The sequence below is a fragment of the Streptomyces sp. NPDC058877 genome, from assembly GCF_042742855.1.
Taxonomy (GTDB): domain Bacteria; phylum Actinomycetota; class Actinomycetes; order Streptomycetales; family Streptomycetaceae; genus Streptomyces.
The window spans coordinates 1-18,713 of the sequence record NZ_JBHYMF010000139.1; the positions used below are offsets into that span (position 1 = coordinate 1).

Here is an 18,713-nt window from a genome sequence, read left to right on the forward strand (position 1 = left end):
CCCCGACCCGGACTGCGGAAGACCGGCGTCGTCGTCCTCCGGAACCTGGGGTGGCCTCGGCCCCGTGCCGAGGTGCGGCGCGCCCGCGCCGCCCCGGCCGGATCGGTCAGGCGCTGCTCGGCCCGGACGTCGCGGCGGCGAGTGTCGTGGCCGACGTCCGGTGCAGGCTCAGCATCCAGAGGAACAGCGCCACTGCCGAAGTCGCGAGGAGCCACCACAGACCGGCGGGCGCACGGGTGAGGAAGAAGGTCACCAGCAACGGCACGATGGCGAGTGAGAGGCCGACCAGCACCTGGTTGAAGGCCTGGTAGACCCCGAGTTCATGCTCCGGAGCGAGTTTCACGAGCAGGACCGACAGCGCCTGGGTGGCCAGGATCTCCCCCAGCGTGTAGATGGTCACTCCCAGCAGCAGCAGGGGCAGCAGCGCCGCGAAGGAGAACAGCCCCGCCAGGCCGAGCACCACCAGCAGGGCGGCGTGCAGCACGCTTCCCACGGCGATGACCCGTATCGGTGCCCGACCCTCGATGCGTGCGGTGACGGGGAGTTGGAACGCCGCCATCATCGCGGTGTTCACCGCGAAGACCAGCCCCACCGTCCAGGAGGGCGTGTGCAACTCCTCGATCAGATAGACCGGGAGCCCCGCTTCGGTGGCGACGATGATCGTGATCAGGAGGAAACTCGCCAACGCCACCCGCAGGAAGGGCCCGTTGCGCCATGGACGGCCCGTCCCGGCGGGCTTCCTGGGGCCGGCCGGGCGCACGGACGCGAGCGGCAGGTACAGCAGCGCAGCGAGGGCGAAGCTGCCGGCGTTCAGCAGGCCCATCGCGGTGTAGCCCGCGCCGTCGCCGGTTCCCACGAACGCGAGCCCTGCCAGCAGGCCGCCCAGGCCCATGCCCAGGTTGAACGAGACCCGGGTCAGGGCGAGCCAGAGGCTGACCTCTTCCTCGGGTGCGGTACCGGCGGCCAGCACCGGCATGGAGATCTGCTCGGTGCGTTGGGCCACGGCCGCGACGACCGCGAGGGCGACGAAGGTCACGACGTTGTGGATGAACAGGTATCCCACGAAGACGCCGGCCCGGACGAGCGCGGCGACGATCAGCATGGTCCTGGGACCCCAGCGGTCCACCAGCCGTCCGACCAGGAAGACGGCGGGCAGGGCGATCAGCGTGGCCACCGTCAGGCCGGCTCCCACGGTGGTGAGCGAGAGGTCGGTGACCGCGACGAAGAACAACAGCTGGTAGGGGTAGAAGAACCCGGTGCCGATCGCGTTGACCAGGGCGGCCGTGCCGAACCAGCCCACCCCCTTGCCCCGGGGTATCGCGGAGGCGCGTCGCTTCGGCCCGGCATCCGAAGCGGGCACCCGTGCACCGTCGTCGGTCCTGCGCTCGGTGCTCACAGCAGATCTCCTCCGGAGAACGACGACGAGTGCTGTGCGGACAGCGCCATGTGCAGGGCGGGCTGACTCGACGTCGTGCGGGGCATGAGTCGACTGTCCTGACGGAGGATCGCCTGGGCCAGCGTGCGCAGCCCGGGGCCGGGGTCGATGCCGAGTTCGTCGGCGAGGGTCTGGCGCACCCCGTGGAAGACCTCCAGGGCGTCCGCCTGGCGGCCCGAACGGTAGAGCGCCAGCATGAGGTCGGCGTGGAGACCCTCCCGCAGGGGGTAGTGGTCGACCAGTTCGAACAACTCCGGGATGACCTCCTCGTGCCGGCCGAGCTGCAGTTCGAGGGAGGCCTGGTACTGCACCGCCACGATGTGTTCTTCCTCGAGGCGGGTGGACCAGCTGCGCAGCCCCTGGTGCGTGATGTCCGCCAGGGCGGGACCGCGCCACAGTTCGTGGGCGGAGCGCACGAGCCGTGCGGCTTCGTCGAGTTGGCCTCGCCGGTGCATGGTGCGGGCGTCCGCTACCTTCGCGCGGTAGCTCGCCAGGTCGACCGCGCACAGGTCGCCGTTGAGCCGGTAGCCGGTGGCGCACGACTGCACGGCCTCCGCCGGCCCTCCGGCATTGACGAGGGTCGTCCGGAGCATCCAGATCCCGGTCTGGATCTGCCCCATGGCGGTCCGGGGCAGCTTGTCGTACCAGACGGCCTTGATCAGGTGGTCAGTGGCCACGACGCGTCCCGACTGGAGTGCCAGGGCGGCCAGGATCCCCCGCTGACGGTGGCCCGGAACGGTCACGCGCGCTGACCCGACCCTTACTTCGAGCGGGCCCAGCACGGCGATGTGAACGGGCCTGGATCTTCCGTCTTTGTCATCTTCAGTCATTTTTGGCCCCTTCGCATGATGACGCGCGTCGACTTGTGGTCGAACTGTGCGTGAGAAGTAGACGGAAGGCGTAAGGGGTGTGTCAATGGAGGCCTCTGGCAGCCAATTCTTTGGCTGGTTTCGGTTAGGGGGCCGGGTTCGACCGCGGAGTGCCGGAGTGTCGGCGGGAGGCGCGCGACGGTCGATCCGCGGCGCGGGCGCCGGCGACACCGAGGGGTCGGCGCCCGCCGGATCCGCGCCGCGCCGTGGTGGTGAACGCGCGGTGCGCGCGGGGTCGTCGGCGTGCTTGCGCAACCTCCTGCGCCCCCGTTCCGAAGGGGGAGGTCCGCGCGGTATTTCCATGCGGTCGACCGGTGGCCGTGCGGAGCGGGGGAGGCCGGGCGGTGGTTCCGGTTCGCTTCAGGAAACGGTGGTGCGTGCCGCGGAGGTGCGTGCCGAGGGTCGAGGGCCGCTGGAAGGGTGCATCGGCGGGTTCTGGTGCGTGGGGTGCTGCGGGACCGGCTCCGCGCACCCTTCGGCGACGCGCCGCTTGCTGCCGTGGTGATCTCTGTGACTCTCATGCCTGACAGGCAAATGAAGTGAGGGCCAGCATGTTTTCAGCCAAACGATGTGATGGCTGGAGAGTGAAAACGGATCTTCTTTGTGGGGGTATGGCGCGAAAGTCGCGAAAGCGCTCGGTTCCTATGGGTGCACTGTGAGTGGGCTTGGCGCATCGAGATGTGCCCAGGTGGGCGCGGTTCGACGGAAGGGCCTGGTCATGTCGATGTACGTCCCGATTTGCAGAACTGTGGTGCACTCGGATCGCCCTCCGATCCAAATGACCGGAAACCATAGCCACTGCAAGCGCTCTGTGTACCTTCTCGATCACGTGAAGTCACCGAGGAGGGTGTATGTGGCGGCGACGGCAGATGCTCCTCGGGGGCGCCGCGGCGATCGGCTCATGGGGGCTGGTGAAGCGGTTCGAGCCGAGGCGCGCCGCCCTGGACGTCCGGCGTCCTCCGCTGGACGGGCTGTTCCTCCAGTGGCTCGGCGTCTCGGGCTGGGAACTCCGTTTCGGGTCGGCCAGGTTGCTCTTCGACCCCTATGTGAGCCGCATGCCCTTCCAGGCGTCCGACGGGTCCCTCGACCCGACGCTCCCCCTGCGGTGGGACCGGAAGGCCGTCGCCTCCGTGGCGGAGCGGAACCTTTCCGGCCCTCCTGCCCTGATCCTGGTCAGCCACGGACACTTCGACCACCTTGCCGACGTGCCCCGGTTCCTTGCCCATCCGGACTGGGCCGGGCACCGGATCCGCACCCTGTGCGACGAGACCTCCCACCATCTGCTCACGGCCATGGGGGCCCCGGACCACCGACTGTCCGATGTGATCCGGGTCCGGGGCGGGGAGCACCTCCGGTTCCCCGGCTTCACGGTGGAGGTGCTGCGGAGCCTGCACAGCCAGTTCAGCGACCACGGCTACTTCGCGCCCGGGACCCACATCAGCCCGCCCCGCACGCCGCGGACGATCGGAGAGCTGACCGAGGGCCTGACCCTGGCCTACGTGGTGTCCTTCGACGGCGGGCCGTCGGTCTATCTCTCCGGCACGAGCAATCTCGCCGAGCGGGAACTCACCGGTCTGCGCCCGGACGTCGCCGTCGTCGGCATGACCTCGCACAGTGCCGTGCACCGGTACCTGGACCGCCTGCAGAGCGCGCTCGGCGATCCGGCGGTGCTGTTGCCGAGTCACCACGACGACATGGTCTCCCCGCTCCCGGAGCCGGGAGGAGCGCAGCGAAGCGCCACGAGCGCCGGCCGGTCGCCGGCCGCCGTCGCCCTGGAAGAAGCGGTGGCCGCTCGCGGTGCGCACGGAACGAGGGTCGTCGACCCCGCCCCGTTGCAACCGTTCGACCTGACCGGCCCCGACGGGGGCTGACGGGAGGGCGGCGTTCCGCCGCTGCGACCGGGTGATCCTGCGGGAGTCGGCCGCTCGGAAGCCCCTCTGTCCCGCCCGCCGTCGGACCGGTCTCCTCCGTGCCCGGATGAGGGACGCCACCGCCGAGGAGCCGTACCCCTTCTCCGTCCCGTCTGCAGGGAAGCGCCGAAAGCGGGAAAGTCCCCGAAGGCAGGTAAGTCCCGAAGCCCCGGAAGCCCCGAAGGCGGGGGAGCGTCGTGGAGCGGCTCTTGCCGTTCTCTCCGCCCGCTCTCCCTTCGCCCGGGTCCCGGTGCCATGTGTCGCTTGGCGCAAGCCCGTGACCTGCGTGAACGTCGGGAAAGTCGCCGCCTGCCCGCTCTCGGGAACGTTGCGGGCCACGGACGGGACGCATAGCTTCGCCTCGTCCTGACGCGTCCCCTTCCCACGGCGCCTGATCCCCCAGACGAGTCCACGGCGGTGCCATGCAGCTCAGCAAGTTCAGCAGGGGTGCGCCCCCGACGGCCGGACCGCCCGGACGCCTGCCGGGCCTTCGCCAACTGCTGTTCGCCCAATCGCTCAGCCAGGCCGGATTCGTCGTACTGAACCTCGCGATGCCGCTGCTCGCGGCGACCGGTCTTCGGGCCACCCCCCTCCAGGTGAGTCTGGTGGCAGCCGCGCAGACGGCCGCCTTCCTGCTGATCGGGCTGCCCGTCGGCGTCTGGGTGGACCGCATGCGCAAGCGCCCGGTCATGATCGCGGCCGACCTCGCGCGGGCCGTGGCGCTCGGCGTGGTGCCCGTCCTGTGGGCGCTGGACGCGCTGACGGTCGTCCACCTGTGTGCGGTCGCGTTCGTGGTGGGCCTCGCCACCGTCTTCTTCGACATCGCCGACCAGAGCTACCTTCCGCACCTGGTGGGCTCCGAGGGGCTGGTGACGGCCAATTCGAGGCTCGTCGTCGTGGACCAGACGGCCGCGGTGGCCGGCCCGGGCATCGCCGGTCTGATCGTGCAGGCGGTTACGGCACCGTCGGCCGTGATGGTCTCGGCGATTGCCTACGTGGGTTCGGCGCTCTGTGTGGCCCGCATCGTGGACAGGCGGCCCGAGCCGGTCGACCGGACGCCCCGCGACCGCCTCGGCCGCGCGGTCCTGCAGGGAATCCGGTACCTGTGGGGCCATCCGGTGCTCCGCTGGCTGGTGGCCTGCTCCACGACCATGACGTTCTGCTGGAGCATGGGCTACGGCATGCTGCTCGTCCTGCTGGCGCGGGATCTGGGATTGTCCGCCCTCACCATCGGGCTGTTGTTCACGGCGGGCGGTGCGGGCGGCCTGTGCGCGACCGTGGTCGTACGCCGTGTCGTCGAACGGCTCGGAGACGGGCGGGCCGTCGTCCTGAGCGTGACCCTGGCTGCTCCGTGCACCCTGCTGGCGGGGCTGACGGGCTCTGGAGCGCGGCTCGTCTTCGTGGTCTGTGCGCAGTTCGCCTTCGCGGCAGGACTGGTCATCTACAACGTGGCGCAGGTGAGCTACCGTCAGCGGACCGTACCCGCCCACCTGCTGGGACGCGTGAACGCGACGATCCGCTTCTTCGCCTGGGGCGCGCGACCGCTGGGCGTGCTCCTGGGGGGTGCCCTCGCCGAATTCCACGGAGTCCGCTTCGCCATCTGGGTGGGAGCCGCCGGAACCGCCCTCGCCTCGCTCTGGCTCCTCTGTTCTCCGCTGCGCGGCATGCGTGTGCTCGTTCAGCCGTCATCCGAGTCGTCCGTCACCAAGGGAACCCTGTGAACGCCAACGTCACCGAATTCTCCGCGCCGCGGAAGCTGGTGTGGATCACCACCCCGGACAACTACGACCCGCACGTGCAGGAGAAACTGAGGCGCGAGGGCTCCGAGCGCGTCGACATGCTGCGCGCGGCGGGCTTCGACGTGCACATCGTCCACTCCTGCGACGTCGTTCCCGCCTGGAACGGCGGTCCTCGTCTGCTGTGGGGGAAGGAGGACCTGCTCGCGCAGTACGCAGGATTCCTGGTCACGTCCTGGTCCTGGGATCCGGCCATCATCCGGCACATCGAGGCCATCACCCGGACGATCCGGGCCTCCGACTGCGTCCTCCTCACGGACGGAACGCTGGATCCCGAGGCCCTCGGCCTCGACAAGCTGGCGATGTACCACCACGCGGCAGCGATGGGAGTTCCCGTGCTGCCGACGGTCTCGGTGCCCTTCGGGCGCTACGCCCGACGCGTGCTGGACGCCGTGCGGAGCGAGCTGCCGGCCGGACCGTACGTCGTGAAGCCGCGCTCCATGGCCATGGGGTTCGGAGTGCTCAAGGTCGACACGGCCCAGCACCTCTCCTCCACGGTGGACCTGTTGACGCCCGGTGGGCTGGGCTGCCTGGTCCAACCCCACCTCCCCAACAACGGTGACGTACGGGTCTACGTCCACGAAGGCAAGGTCATCGCCGCACTGCTGCGCGAGCCCACCGGGAAGACGTACCTGGCCAATGTCAGTCAGGGCGGCAGCAGTTCCGGATACGAGCCGTCGGCCGAGGTCGTCGAGCTGAGCGAGCGGCTGGCCCGGAGCCTGGAGTCGGACTACCTCTGCGTGGACTGGCTGGTCACCGAGGACGGCCATGTGTTCAACGAGTGGATGACCATCTCGGCCGCCTACGAGGACCTTCCCGAGCCGGCGCGGCAGCGTGTCGCGGACGCCCTCGTCCAGCACGTTCGTCGCCGCCTCGACGAGGGGGCGCGACGCCCGTGACCGCGCCTCGCGCCGGCGCCGCGCGAGGTGAGGCGGGACCCCGTCCCGTCGGGACGGGCGGGGAGGAACGGTGCAGCGGTCCATGGAGGAGGCGCGGCCCCGCGGGGTGACTCCGGTCGCGCGAAAGGGGTGCAAGGGGATCTACCCGTGGGTAGCGTATGTCGTGCCGGCATGCCCGCACGGACGGTGACCCCCTTCCGGGAACTGGAGGACACGTGCCCGACGACCCCCTGTCGGACTTCGCCCGAGAACGGTTCGCGCACCGGGGTCGTACCCACCGGGTGTTGCGCTCCGGTACCGGCCCGGCCGTGATCGTCATGGCCGAGATTCCGGGCATCACCCCGAAGGTCGCCCGGTTCGCGAGACGGGTCCGCGACATCGGCTGCACCGTCGTCCTGCCCGACCTGTTCGGTGTCGCCGGCCGTGATCCCGACCCGAAGGCGCACGGGTGGGCGGGGGCCGCGAGCACCGGTCTGCGCGCGGCCGTCCAGGTCTGTGTCAGGAGGGAGTTCACCCTGCTGGCCGCGGGTCGCACTTCCCCAATCGTGGACTGGCTCCGCGCCCTGGCCGCCCGTGAGCACGCCCGGTGCGGCGGTCCGGGCGTCGGCGCCCTGGGGATGTGCATGACCGGCGGTTTCGCCCTGGCCATGGCGACGGACGACCGGCTCCTCGCTCCCGTGCTCTGCCAGCCGTCCCTCCCGCTGGCCGTGACGGACCGCAACCGCCGCTCGATCGACGTGTCGCCCGAGGACCTGCGGACCGTCCGGAAGCGCTGCGCCGAGGGCCTGACGGTCCTCGGCCTGCGCTTCCGCGGCGATCGACTCGCTCCCGGAACGCGGTTCGCCCACCTGCGGGAGCAGTTGGGCGACGCCTTCGTGGGGGTGGAGCTCGACGACGACGCGGCGAACCCCGACGGTCTGCTGCCACCCCACTCCGTCCTGACCGAGCACTTCATCGACGAACCCGGCCAACCCACCCGTCGGGCACTCGACGAGGTCCTTGACCTCTTCCGGCAGCGTCTCCTTGCACCGTCCGCTCCGCCTGACGGTGCTCCCCGGCAGGGCGCCGGCACCTGACGCACGATCGACGGCGTCGACCCGACCACCCGGCCGGGCGGGTTCTACGCCCGGTCCGCGGCCCGGGGCCCGGCACGCCAACCCCGCAGTTCCGTGTCCGGTCATTCCTCGACGGTCCGCCGCCAGGGGGCGGTGGAGTCACCGGCGACGACATCGACCCGGGTGCCCTCCGCGAGCCCCGGTCGAAGGCGGCACGTTGCCGGGGGCGGGCGGGAGACGTGGTCAGTCTTCGCGGACGCTGAGCAGGTCGCCGGGTTGGCAGTTCAGTTCGCGGCAGATCGCGGTGAGCGTGGAGAAGCGGATCGCCTTCGCGCGGTCGTTCTTGAGGACGGACAGGTTGACCACCGTCACTCCGACCCTGGTGGCCAGTTCGGACAGGGGCATGCCGCGCTCGGCCAGTAGTCGGTCCAGGTGGACCTGGACCCGGTGTTCCTCTTCCGGTGGCATCAGACCAGCCCCTCGGTGTCGGCACGCAACTTCGTTCCGCGGCGGAAGACTTCTCCCAGGGCCAGGACGAGGAGGGCCAGCAACACGTATCCGCCGGTAAAGGTGGCGGAGAACGGGACCTGTTCGGCCATCGGGGTACCGCTCACCAGCAGCTCCGTGGTGACCGCCGGCAGTATCGGCGCGAGGAGGGCGTGCGCCAGCACCGTGAGCCCGATGGTGCCCAGGCGCCGGGCGTTCGCCGGCACGAAGGCATCGCCGTCGCGCAGGGTGCGGGCCATCTTGAAGAGGAGCGTCAGAACGAGGAGCAGGAGCAGGCTGCCGACGACCTCCGGCAGGGCGAGCAGCAGGCGCTGGCCCGGATCGGGGGAGAGGAAGGAGAGTTCCACCCGATGGGTTCCGACGAGGGCCGTGCCGGAGCCCGTCGCCGCGTCGATCACGGTTCCCGACACCCGGGTCGCCGTTTCGAGTTCGACCTCGCGGGTGTCCATCGGATCCATGAGGCCGGCCACTCCGAGGGCCGGGAGGAGTACTCCGAAGATGCTGACCAGCGCGAGGGCCAGGCCCAGCACTGCTTCCAGCAGTCGACCGTCGGTCTGGCTCCACCGGAACTCGGCGCCCATGATTCCCCCTACTCATCATGCATATCGTTTGTCGATAGCATCGACAAACGATATGCATGATGTCAAGATCCCGTGGCGCCGACGGGAGGATCGGTGCGGAGCCGCCCGTGTCAGGCCTCGGCCGGGATCGCCCCCTTCAGTACGTCGAGAACGGTGTCACGGAGCAGGTCCACCTTGAACCGGGTCCCTTCCCGCTGCGCACAGCGCTCGGTGGCCGCGGTGAGCAGCAGCTCGGGCGTGGGCCGTCGTCCGAGCAGCACTCCTTCGACTTCCGGTAGCCGCAGGGGAGTGTGGGCGATGCCGCCGGCAGCGACCGCCACCGCCCTCACGAGGCCGTCGGACATCGCCGCGCGGGCCACGGTTTCGACGAGCGGCCATTCCGCTTCGGCGCGGCTGATGGCCCGGTCGTAGGCCGCGCGCTCACCGCTGAGCGGAGCCGGCAGGGTGACGGCCGTGAGGATCTGGTGCGGTGCGAGCAGATGGTCGCGGGTGGGGTCGGATCCGTCGCCGTACAGATCGGCGACGCCCACGGTCCCGAGTCCATGGACCTCGACGGCGGCGTCGTAGCCGAGCAGGGCGATGGCGATCGACGACGGGTGGGGGGCGATGCAAGGGCCCTGTGGGACCACCGTGCCGTGCAGGGTGACTCCGCTGTGTGCGGGACATTCGTCCCCTCCGTCGCGGTGGCAACGGAAGTGGGGATTGCGGTAGTGCCAACAGCGGTTGTGCTGCAGGAGGTTGCCGCGCTTCGAGCCGAATCCCCCGCCGACGTGTACGGCGGAGGCGTGCACGCGGTCCGGCGTCAGGCCGAATCGTTCGGCCGCCTGCTCGGCGACGGCGCCCACCGCTTGGGTGGAGACCCACAGGTGGAGGTCGCCGTCGCCGTCCCACGACGCCAGGCAGGCATGGGGCTCCAGTGGCGTGTGAACCTGGGGCTCGGTCGTGAAGGTGGCTTCCACCAGGCGCCGGTCGCCCACCGCGCGGGCCTGCAGGATCCTCTTGACGGCGCGACCGCCCCGCCAGTTCAGCTGAGCCGGTCCCCGCACGTTGCCGTTCCACTTGGCCCGCGTCACGGAGCCCTCGGAAGAGTTGGGAGCCTGCTCGCGGTCCTTTCGAGTGACGTGGACCACCGGGCTCTCGGGCACCCCGGCCCGTCGAAGGTCGACCACGGCCGGCAGGTCCTCGTAGTCCACGAGGACCTGCTCCGCGGCGGCCCGTGCGGCGCCGAGGGTCTCGGCGGCGACGGCGGCGATCGGCTGGCCCACGTAGCGGACGGTGCGGTCCTCGGGCAGCAGGTCGACCACCCGGTTGCCACCGGTCAAGGACCTGACACGGGCGTGGGCGTGCCGCGAGCGGAGGAGAACGCCTTCCAGGAGGCCGTTCGGGTGAAGGTCCGTCGTGTAGAGGGCCCTGCCGGTGATCTTCTGCATCGCTTCGACGCGCGGGGGCGGGGTGTCCTCCTCGTCGTGCGCCCCCGTGCACGCCGCGGTGACGGCCGCGTAGATCTTTTCGTACGCACCGCAGCGACACAGGTGTCCCGCCAGGGCAGCGGCGATCTCGTTCCGTGACGGCGGCGCGTCGCCGTGCTCGGCTCGCCACCGGTCCACGAAGCCGGAGGCCTCCACCACGAACCCGGGCGTGCAGTAGCCGCATTGCAGTGCGTCATGGGCGGCGAACGCCCGCTGGACCGGATGGTTGCCCTCCAGGCCCTCCACCGTGGTGACGTCCTTGCCCTCCAGCGCTGCCGCCGGCGTCAAGCAGGCCACCCTCGGGACGCCGTCGACCAGGACCGTGCACGCCCCGCACACCCCGGCACCACAGACCAGTTTCGTCCCGGTGAGCCCCAGGGTCTCCCGCAGGAGTCGAATCGCACCGCCTTCCGGCGGGCTCTGCACCTGTCGCGCCGTTCCGTTGACTGTCAGATCCACTTCTCACACCCTCTGCGGGAGAAAGGAAGGAGCGGGCAGGTCCCGCGGGCCCTGTCAGCCGGACGGAGGGGGCGGCGCTCTCCGACAGCGGGGACGGCCGCCGGGCCCCTTGCGCTCGCTACGTCACGGTGCGCCGGGCCGACGGCCGGGAGCGCACGCATGAGGGCCATGTCCTTGGTCGAAGGCATCGCCGTACAGAGTCTCCCCCGGGGGGATGCTTCGCACCAGCCGGGGCGGGAGTGGGCTTGCGCCTTCCTCCGAGAGCCGTACGGGGATGCTGATGCTCCCCCCCCGCTCCATCAGCGCGGCCAGCTTCCTCCAGGCGCTCCCCGACGGGTTTCCCCTTGAGGCTCTCGCGGGGACAACGACCGATGCCCAGGCCACCGCACGGGGGACCGGGTCCCTCCAGAGGCGTCGTGAGCGCGAAACGAATCATGTGATGATCTCGCAGTTGGCCCACCGGGGCGCTGTCAGAGGGGGAACTGGCCGATGAGGAAACGCCGTAGACCATTTCGCTCGGCCCTGCTGCGAAGAGGCGTTCACTCGATGGCCGGATTCCTCGCCGTCGAACGGGGCATGCCGGTCGGCGCTGCTGCCGCCCCTGCCCTTCCGGCCGCAGCCATGGCGGTTCTGCCTTCCGGGGAAGCGGGCGATCTCCGACTCGTCCCGCTCGACTGCCCGCCGCTCGGGCCGTTGCAGGCTCCATCCGGGCCGGTCGGTCAGTAGCCGCAACATCGTCGCACTCGACAACGCCACCCCGTTGCCCGGGTGATGGCCGCGCCCACTCGTTCCAGGGGCCACGGGTCGGCCTCGAAACCATGGGCCTGGGCACCTTGCTCCCACACCCACCGAACTTACGAAAAGATCAGTGATGTCGAAGACTTCCCGAATGCGATGGGCAGTGGCCACGGCACTCGCGCTGTGCCTCGGTGCGGCCGTGATCGCGTGGTGGCGGCGCGACCCGGCACCGTACGCCCTGCACGAATCCCCCGCGGTGACCGTCACCGTCCGCCCCGCTCCATCGGACTACCCCGAAGCCGAGGAAGTCGCCGGCGAAGCAGACCTCCTCATCAAGGCCTACGTCCAGCGCCTCCTCACCGGTGATGTCGACGACCTGGCCGCACTGGGCGCTCCCTGGTTCACCAACAAGGAGAAGGCGGCCGAGCAACTCATCGCGGACTATCGGAGTGTCGCGGACGAGCCGCTGGAAGCCACCGTCGCCGATCCGGTGACACCCGACCTCGCTGTCGTTGAGCTTCGGTTCACCGGAGACAAGAGGCAAACGCTGAACCTGTCACGTGCTGACGGCGTGTGGTGGCTGGAACTGGGCGACGGAGACCCCGTCAAACCCTGAGGGTTGTCCCTGAGCCAGGTCCGTCATGTCGCTGGCCGGAGCCGCTGAGCCCGGCGAACGGGCCTCCGCCGGACTGACGCGCCAGCAAAAGCGAGAGCGGGCCCTGGACCATCCGGTCCGGGGCCTGCTGGTGGCGCGTCAGAGAACCTTCGCCCTGTTTCCGGGTGAGGGGATCGCTGGCAAGCGCGGGGGGTGAGGGTCTCGGAGCGAGTGGGACGTGGAGACGCCGGGATCGGTCACTGGTGGGCGCGTGGCGTGGCCGAGTGGCCCACTCCGTTGCAGGAGCGAAGGATTCCTTACGGCTGGTGACGGGGGGAATTCGGGAAGTAGTAATTAGGTGAATACCCAACTGAATTAATGTCAATACGCCTACTCCTTGTATCTCGATTCGGTAACGAGATTCTGGATAAGGTACGTACCATCCAAGGCCGAATTGCTCAACTAGGCTTTTCTTTAAGGGAGTTGACAGTTCATTAGATCCGGCGGAAAGGTAACGGTCAGGTATCTCAGCGGCTATTCCTGTTTGCCCGAATTCTTCCCCGTGTGGGTCTGGCAGGCTTCCGCGCACCCACTCCTCCGACCAAGGATTTGAGGTGCGCATGACTAGACACCGCAGGAAGCGCGAACACCGGCGCAAGCGCAAGGGGTTGATGCTCGTCACCGTTGCCGTGGCGTCCGCGGCGGTGATCGCGGGAGGCATCGCCTACGCGGGAATGGGGGACGGCGCTCGCCCGGGAACGCGCACACAGGCGTTCACGCCGGTACAGGCCGGATCCTCGCCGACTGTCGCTCCCGCGCCCGCCGTCACCCCGGCCAGGGACGAGGAGCCGAAGCCCCTCGTCGGTGAGCCCGCCAACGACACCCGCCGCGGCATGATCTACGACGGTCTCAAGGCGGCTGCCCGGGGCGACCGTTGCACGGGCGTCTACCGCACCGATGCCGGGCTGTGCACCCATGGGCCCGACGCCCCGCCCAAGGGCGTGGATATCAAGGCGGACGTGGCTCCCGTCGTGACCGCCAAGCTCCCCGCGGTCGACCCGGCGAAGCCCGCGTCCGGGGCCCCGGTCACCGAGGAAGGGGGCGAGCACCCCCAGGACGTGCCCGTTGCGGATGCGGCCGGTGCCGGTTCCGCGGCCGCCGCGGCCCCGGAACCGGCTGCCTCGTCCGGCACCCAGGCCGTTGCCGCGGGTCCCGCGGGCCAGGTCGTGCAGTGCGACGGCGACGGCAGCACGGGCAATCGCGTACAGGTCGTGTACGTGCACGGCGCCGGCCGAGACCGGTACGCCGAGTACGTCGCCTCGTTCCGCAAGTGGGCGGCCGACGCCGACCTCATCTACTCGGCGAGTGCCAAGGAAACGGGCGGCGTACGACACATCCGCTATGTGACCGCGGCGGACTGCACGCCCACCGTGCTCAACATCGAGCTCCCGGACTCCGCGCTCTCCGAGTTCGGTGCGACCAACAGGGCACTTGCAGGCAAGGGCCTCGACCGGCGCGACCGCAAGTACATGATCTTCGCGGACGCCAAGGTCTACTGCGGCATCGGCACGTTCGCCGGCGACGAGCGGCCGGGGCAGAACAACCAGAGCAACTTCGGCCCCTCCTACGGGCGCACCGACGCAGGCTGCTGGGGCGGTCACACCGCCGCCCATGAACTCGGCCACAACCTCGGCGCGGTCAACAACAGTGCGCCCCACACCAGCCGCGGTGCACACTGCACGGACGAGTACGACGTCATGTGCTACTCGGACGCCCCGTACTACCCCGCGATGCGCTACGTGTGCTCCAACAGGGCGGCCGAGAACATACTGGACTGCAACCACGACGACTACTTCCACACCAGTCCCAAGGCCGGCAGCTATCTGGCCACGCACTGGAACATCGCCGACAACCAGTTCCTGATGCGATCCGAGGGCGGCAGCAACCCCAACCCCGACCCCACGCCGACGCCCACTCCCACGCCGACCCCGACGCCCACTCCCACGCCGACCCCCACCCCGACGCCGACTCCCACTCCCACGCCGACCCCGACCGGCGGACCTGCGGTGACGGTCAGCCAAATACAATCCACGGCAGCCGTGATGAGCTGGTCGAAGGTCGAGGGCGCCGCCTGGTACCAGGTCCTCTTGAACGGCAGGCACCTGACCTGGACCCAGTCCCAAGCGTTGCGCGTCTACAACCTCCGCCCCGGCACCGAGTACAAGGTCGCCGTCTCGGTGCGCGACCGGTCCGGCCGTGACAGCGGAGCCGGACCGACCGCTTCCTTCCGCACCCTCGACGCGGGCGGTGGCGCGACCGTTCCCGGCAGTCGCTACACCCTCGGCAACGCGCGCACCGGCATGGCTGCCGAGGTGTGGGGCGGACGCACCGCCAACGGGACGGTGCTCGTGGGTGCACGGGCCAATGGATACGCCCAGCAGCAGTGGCTGTTCGACGGCGCGGGCGGCGGGCTCGTGCGGATCCGCTCGGCCGTTTCCGGGAAGTGCCTGCAGACGGGCGGTGCCCCCGCGGCGGGCATGTGGGTCGCCCAACAGCCCTGCGGAAACTCCACCGCGCAGAAGTGGAAACTGTCCCGTCGCGGCGGAGCGACCGTGCTGGCCGACCCGAGCGGCACCTACGCCCTGACGGTGAGCAGCCGTCCCTACTACGGGAGTTGGCTGCTCGACCTGCAGCGTGCGGACGGCCGCGCCACACAGGCGTGGACGCTCCAGAAGCTCTCCTGACGCAGCCCTCCGGGCCGGGGACGACGTGCCCCGGCCCCCTCCCCGGTCAGGCATCGGAGGGCGGTCGCCGAGTGCGGCCGTCCACCGATGCCTCGACCCTCCGGGGCGCGTTCCCCCTGCACCTCGTTCCCACCGCACCTCACGCACCTGGAGCACCCGTCCATGCGCGCACGTCCTGCTTCCCGAACTTCCACGTCCTTCGGCTTCCTGCTCGTGTTCCTCGTCTGGTTCCTCGTCGCCCCGCCGGTCGCCCAAGCCCACGGGGACACCGTCCGGGTGGAGGTGACCGGGCAGAGGGACGGCCATATCACCACGAAGATCACCTGGGAGGACGACGGGGACGCCGTCGAGGAGGCGGTCGCCGCCACGGTGAACGCGACCAGCCCTGACGGCTCCCGCTCCATGGGCCCCTGGCGGTTGGTCCGCGACCCCGGTACCCGTACCGGCTGGAGCACCGCCGAAGTCCTCCCGCCCGGTACGTGGAAGGTCACCGTCGACGTGGGATTCCCCTCCCTCGGCCACGGAGAACGGGAGGTCGCCGTTCCGGTGGTCGATCCGGTTCCGCCCGGCGCCGCAACGCCTCCCACCGGGCCGACTCCGGTGTCCACCGTGCCCTCCGTCGTGCCGGCTCCGGTCTCCACCACCCCTTCGGCTTCCCCGAACACCGCTGGCGACGGTGGCGACCGTACGACCTGGTGGCCGGTGGCCGCTCTGGCCGGGATCTCGCTCGTCGGTGCCGCGGCCGGCCTGCTCCTGCGGCGGGCCCGCCGCAGGAGGCGCTAGGGGGTGTTGCTGCGGATCGACTGCGGGGGCACCGGAGCCGGCGCTGACTTGGAGCCGGCGCCGGCCTGGCAGCCGGCCCGGACGGTTCTGCCGTCCGCAGGGGGGCGTGCCGATGACGGGAGCGCCGTGGTGAACCGCTTTCCCGAGCCAAGCGAAAGCAGGGCTCCCGACGGTGGATCCGGAGTGCCGAGCCCGTGCGGGGCGTTCTCCTGCAGTGGTCACGCCCGGCGTCGTAGGCGGCCCGACACTCCATCGCTCACGGGGTAGGGGCGTTCATCCGGCAGGAGTCGCCGGGCGACATCCAGCCCTCCGCCCCGTACGCGGGTGTGGATCGTGCGAACCAGCGGTGTGACGTCGGTGATGGCCACGATCCACTCGTCGGCGTAGAGCCGTGCGGCTTCACCGACGAGGCCGAGCTGCAGCGATCGGTGGGGGAGGGGCTGAAGGTGCAGGTCGCGTTCGGGGTCCCATTGCACACGGGCGGGAGCCCGCTTGAGTTGGCGCCTCCAGGCGCTGCGGTCGGTGTGGAGGCCGTGCTCGTAGCGGGACGGGCAGGCGTGTTGCAGGGCCCAGTCGAAACCTTCCCGGGTGATCTCGACGGCGAGGACGTGCTCCTGGCCTTCCTCGGTGCCCCACCCGCAGCGATGCATCATCCACAGGAACGACGGCTTGATCCACGTCATCCGGTCCCGCCGCCATGCTGCCGGGAAACGGCCGTCCCGGGCCGCCGCCCGACCGATTTCCGGCGAGTACGCCTGGTAGACGGTGATGGTGGAGTCCGTGTGCAGGGCTCGGATCTGATGCTTGGGTTCTGCCACTGGACCAGGGCGACCACACCGCTTCGTGCGCGCCATCGAATTGCCGCGAGGGGGAGCCGCCGGGTCTGCAGGAAGGGGGGAGACGCAGACGATGCCGGTCGGGCCGATCGCCCTCAGGCCGGCTTGCGCCACACGGAGATGTGCTTCGGGGAGTCCTGGGCGAACGGCGCCCCGTGCCAGTCGGCGACACGGCGTTCCCTTTCCAACCCGGCGATCCGTGCCATCAGGTCGAGCTCTGCCGGCCAGGCGTAGCGGTGCCGGGAGTTTTCGCGGCGGTAGCGGCCCTCGCTGTCCTCGCGGGTGAAGTGGTGCGAGACGAGGACCTGCTCGACGAGGTCGAAGGTGTCGAAGCCGAGGTGCCGTTCGGAGACGTCGAACGGCACCGCGACCTGGCCGGGCGGCAGGAACCGCAGCGGTGGCACGCCCAGCTCGATGACGAATCGGCCGCCGGGTTCCAGATGCCGGGCGGCGTTGCGGAAGCATTCGACCTGCTCGTCCTGGGTGAGCAGGTTCGTGATGGTGTTGTAGACGAGGTAGACCAGGGTGAACTCGCCGGGAACGACGGTGGTGGCCATGTCCCCGATGGCCACCGGGAGCGTGTCCTCGTCGACTTTGCGCCGCAGCACCGCTGCCATGTGCTCGGACAGTTCGATGCCCACCACCGGTACGCCGCGTTCCCTGAGCGGGACGCCCACGCGTCCGGTTCCGATGGCGAACTCCAGTGCCCGGCCCTCTCCGGCGAGCTCGGCCAGGAAGGCGAGGGTCGGTTCGAGAGCGGCGGCCGAGGACGTCTCGGCTTCCTCGGCGTCGTAGCGCTCAGCGGTCGCACGGGTCCACAGTTCACTGCTCGTCATGGACGACCACTTTCCCGGGCGTGGAGGGGCGCTGTCGACGCGTTTTCCTTCCGGCGCCCGGTCCAGCGGTCGATCGGGCCTTGCCCACGGGAAGCGGGGGGGAGGAGGCCCCGCCGTTTGCGGTCGATGGGGACGGGCCTGCGGTCACAGCCCTGGGGGAGCCGTCCGGCTTCGGTCACGGACTGCCCGGCGCCATCGGCGGGCGGGCGGGCCGCGAGCGGCGGAGGCACCGGTGGACGGACCGGTCCCCGGGGGGCTTCGGGGACACGGCGTCCGGGCTCACGCAGAGGGGGAGAAGGGGATCCCGTCCGGTTTCGCCTTGGCGAGGTTGCCCTCGAAGCTGCCGTCCCCCATGCCGAAGTGGGCATGGCCGAAGTCGGCGTTGACCAGCTTCTCGCGCAGACCGGCGGGGTAGCCGTTCCAGCCGACCAGGGCCGGGTACTGCCAGGTCTGCTGGTGGTTCTCCGGCGGCTCGTCGTGGGAGTTGGCGGGCCGGAAGCAGTGCGTGGACGCCCCGTCCTTGTGGTAGACCACCTTCGGGTGAGTGCCCTCCCAGCGGATCTGGTCACGGGGGTAGACGTTGAAGTTCCCGTGGGCAGAGGTGGCCACGTACTTCGCCTCGCCGTTCTGCACCCAGACCACCACGTGCTCCCAGTCGTGCCGGTGCCCGAACAGGTCCCAGCCCGGGACGACCTGGTCCTTCTCGAAGTACGAGGCGTACATGACGGCGCACCAGCCGTTGTTGCACTTGGAGCGTGAGTATCCGTTGGTGTTGACGAGGTCGGACGCGTCCCGGCAGCTGCCGTTGAGCGCCCCGGTGGTCTTCAGGCCGCCGTTGAGGGAGCCGTCCGGACCGATCGCGGGGACGGCGTAGCAGCCGTCGGTGTCGTAGTCGTACCCCGGCTGGAAGGTGCGGTCCAGTGCGTCCGCGTTGGCCGGCAGGGCGGGGGGCGGGGCGGCGAAAGCGATGCTCGGGACGGCGATCACCAAGGCGAATGCCCCTGCGAGGGTCAGCGTGACCCTGCGGGCTCGCGCGCTCTTCAGCACCAAGTCCTCCTGGAGATGACGGTCTTGGACACGCACTGATTTGACGTGTCCACCGCAGCCTCCAGGTGTGGGGGTGGAGAGGCCAAGGGGCGGGAGGGGAAAATCCTCGAGACGGGCCGAAAGACGACGGTCCTGAAGGTGTCGGGCCGAAAGG

16 protein-coding genes are annotated in these 18,713 nt (G+C 70.1%); 7 read left to right on the forward strand and 9 right to left on the reverse strand.

What is annotated here, in order from left to right; all coding sequences use genetic code 11:
- Nucleotides 1–106 precede the first annotated feature (106 nt).
- On the reverse strand, nucleotides 107–1,396 hold the full coding sequence (locus ACFW2Y_RS26195) for an MFS transporter (protein ID WP_384883954.1): 1,290 nt from the start codon (nucleotides 1,394–1,396) through the stop codon (nucleotides 107–109).
- Nucleotides 1,393–2,178 carry a BTAD domain-containing putative transcriptional regulator gene (locus ACFW2Y_RS26200; protein WP_384883957.1) on the reverse strand — a complete coding sequence of 262 codons (786 nt, stop codon included), beginning with the start codon at nucleotides 2,176–2,178 and terminating at the stop codon, nucleotides 1,393–1,395. Before ACFW2Y_RS26200 ends, ACFW2Y_RS26195 begins: the two co-directional genes overlap by 4 nt.
- A 977-nt stretch (nucleotides 2,179–3,155) precedes the next feature.
- On the opposite strand from ACFW2Y_RS26200, the gene ACFW2Y_RS26205 reads away from it, so the two are divergent.
- The 4 genes from ACFW2Y_RS26205 (at nucleotide 3,156) to ACFW2Y_RS26220 (ending at nucleotide 7,985) form a co-directional block, all read left to right on the forward strand.
- Entirely contained in the window at nucleotides 3,156–4,175 is a 1,020-nt protein-coding gene (locus ACFW2Y_RS26205) for an MBL fold metallo-hydrolase (protein WP_384883959.1), read from the forward strand.
- 461 nt (nucleotides 4,176–4,636) lie between these two features.
- Complete coding sequence (locus ACFW2Y_RS26210) at nucleotides 4,637–5,935, forward strand: MFS transporter (protein ID WP_384883962.1); 1,299 nt, start codon at nucleotides 4,637–4,639, stop codon at nucleotides 5,933–5,935.
- Nucleotides 5,932–6,909 (forward strand): RimK family alpha-L-glutamate ligase, encoded by a 978-nt coding sequence (locus ACFW2Y_RS26215; protein WP_384883965.1) that lies wholly within the window; start codon nucleotides 5,932–5,934, stop codon nucleotides 6,907–6,909. Before ACFW2Y_RS26210 ends, ACFW2Y_RS26215 begins: the two co-directional genes overlap by 4 nt.
- A 215-nt stretch (nucleotides 6,910–7,124) precedes the next feature.
- Nucleotides 7,125–7,985 (forward strand): dienelactone hydrolase family protein, encoded by an 861-nt coding sequence (locus tag ACFW2Y_RS26220; RefSeq protein ID WP_384883968.1) that lies wholly within the window; start codon nucleotides 7,125–7,127, stop codon nucleotides 7,983–7,985.
- A gap of 222 nt (nucleotides 7,986–8,207) precedes the next feature.
- On the opposite strand, the gene ACFW2Y_RS26225 is transcribed toward ACFW2Y_RS26220, so the two are convergent.
- The 4 genes from ACFW2Y_RS26225 to ACFW2Y_RS26240 form a co-directional block, all read right to left on the reverse strand.
- Complete coding sequence (locus ACFW2Y_RS26225; protein ID WP_384883970.1) at nucleotides 8,208–8,432, reverse strand: helix-turn-helix domain-containing protein; 225 nt, start codon at nucleotides 8,430–8,432, stop codon at nucleotides 8,208–8,210.
- Entirely contained in the window at nucleotides 8,432–9,052 is a 621-nt protein-coding gene (locus tag ACFW2Y_RS26230) for a DUF2975 domain-containing protein (protein ID WP_384883973.1), read from the reverse strand. The genes ACFW2Y_RS26225 and ACFW2Y_RS26230 overlap by 1 nt, the downstream gene beginning before the upstream one ends.
- A 110-nt stretch (nucleotides 9,053–9,162) precedes the next feature.
- Nucleotides 9,163–10,980 carry a 2Fe-2S iron-sulfur cluster-binding protein gene (locus tag ACFW2Y_RS26235; RefSeq protein ID WP_384883976.1) on the reverse strand — a complete coding sequence of 606 codons (1,818 nt, stop codon included), beginning with the start codon at nucleotides 10,978–10,980 and terminating at the stop codon, nucleotides 9,163–9,165.
- A 432-nt stretch (nucleotides 10,981–11,412) separates the two neighbouring features.
- Nucleotides 11,413–11,985: a winged helix-turn-helix domain-containing protein gene (locus tag ACFW2Y_RS26240; protein ID WP_384883979.1), complete on the reverse strand. Its 573-nt coding sequence runs from the start codon at nucleotides 11,983–11,985 to the stop codon at nucleotides 11,413–11,415.
- Here ACFW2Y_RS26240 and ACFW2Y_RS26245 point away from each other — a divergent pair.
- From ACFW2Y_RS26245 to ACFW2Y_RS26255, 3 genes are all read left to right on the forward strand, one after another.
- Nucleotides 11,870–12,334, forward strand: a complete 465-nt coding sequence (locus ACFW2Y_RS26245; protein WP_384883982.1) for a hypothetical protein — start codon at nucleotides 11,870–11,872, stop codon at nucleotides 12,332–12,334. The two genes, ACFW2Y_RS26240 and ACFW2Y_RS26245, sit on opposite strands and share 116 nt — an antisense overlap.
- A 599-nt stretch (nucleotides 12,335–12,933) precedes the next feature.
- The gene (locus tag ACFW2Y_RS26250) at nucleotides 12,934–15,057 is read left to right on the forward strand and encodes an RICIN domain-containing protein (protein ID WP_384883985.1); all 2,124 of its coding nucleotides are present in this window, start codon (nucleotides 12,934–12,936) and stop codon (nucleotides 15,055–15,057) included.
- Between the two features lie 162 nt (nucleotides 15,058–15,219).
- Nucleotides 15,220–15,840, forward strand: coding sequence for a hypothetical protein (locus tag ACFW2Y_RS26255; RefSeq protein WP_384883988.1), 621 nt, complete (start codon nucleotides 15,220–15,222; stop codon nucleotides 15,838–15,840).
- A 218-nt stretch (nucleotides 15,841–16,058) separates the two neighbouring features.
- Here ACFW2Y_RS26255 and ACFW2Y_RS26260 read toward each other — a convergent pair whose 3' ends face one another.
- From ACFW2Y_RS26260 to ACFW2Y_RS26270, 3 genes are all read right to left on the reverse strand, one after another.
- The gene (locus ACFW2Y_RS26260; protein WP_384883991.1) at nucleotides 16,059–16,658 is read right to left on the reverse strand and encodes a DUF4291 domain-containing protein; all 600 of its coding nucleotides are present in this window, start codon (nucleotides 16,656–16,658) and stop codon (nucleotides 16,059–16,061) included.
- A 113-nt stretch (nucleotides 16,659–16,771) separates the two neighbouring features.
- On the reverse strand, nucleotides 16,772–17,512 hold the full coding sequence (locus tag ACFW2Y_RS26265; RefSeq protein ID WP_384883994.1) for a class I SAM-dependent DNA methyltransferase: 741 nt from the start codon (nucleotides 17,510–17,512) through the stop codon (nucleotides 16,772–16,774).
- A 279-nt stretch (nucleotides 17,513–17,791) separates the two neighbouring features.
- Entirely contained in the window at nucleotides 17,792–18,559 is a 768-nt protein-coding gene (locus ACFW2Y_RS26270) for an NPP1 family protein (RefSeq protein WP_384883997.1), read from the reverse strand.
- Nucleotides 18,560–18,713: the final 154 nt, after the last annotated feature.

Bases quoted from the DNA above. Each gene is read 5' to 3' on its own strand.
- ACFW2Y_RS26205 (WP_384883959.1), top strand. From the start codon at position 3,156: ATGTGGCGGCGACGGCAGATGCTCCTCGGGGGCGCCGCGGCGATCGGC.
- ACFW2Y_RS26210 (WP_384883962.1), top strand. From the start codon at position 4,637: ATGCAGCTCAGCAAGTTCAGCAGGGGTGCGCCCCCGACGGCCGGACCG.
- ACFW2Y_RS26225 (WP_384883970.1), bottom strand. From the start codon at position 8,432: ATGCCACCGGAAGAGGAACACCGGGTCCAGGTCCACCTGGACCGACTA.
- ACFW2Y_RS26230 (WP_384883973.1), bottom strand. From the start codon at position 9,052: ATGGGCGCCGAGTTCCGGTGGAGCCAGACCGACGGTCGACTGCTGGAA.
- ACFW2Y_RS26245 (WP_384883982.1), top strand. From the start codon at position 11,870: ATGCGATGGGCAGTGGCCACGGCACTCGCGCTGTGCCTCGGTGCGGCC.
- ACFW2Y_RS26250 (WP_384883985.1), top strand. From the start codon at position 12,934: ATGACTAGACACCGCAGGAAGCGCGAACACCGGCGCAAGCGCAAGGGG.
- ACFW2Y_RS26255 (WP_384883988.1), top strand. From the start codon at position 15,220: ATGCGCGCACGTCCTGCTTCCCGAACTTCCACGTCCTTCGGCTTCCTG.
- ACFW2Y_RS26265 (WP_384883994.1), bottom strand. From the start codon at position 17,512: ATGACGAGCAGTGAACTGTGGACCCGTGCGACCGCTGAGCGCTACGAC.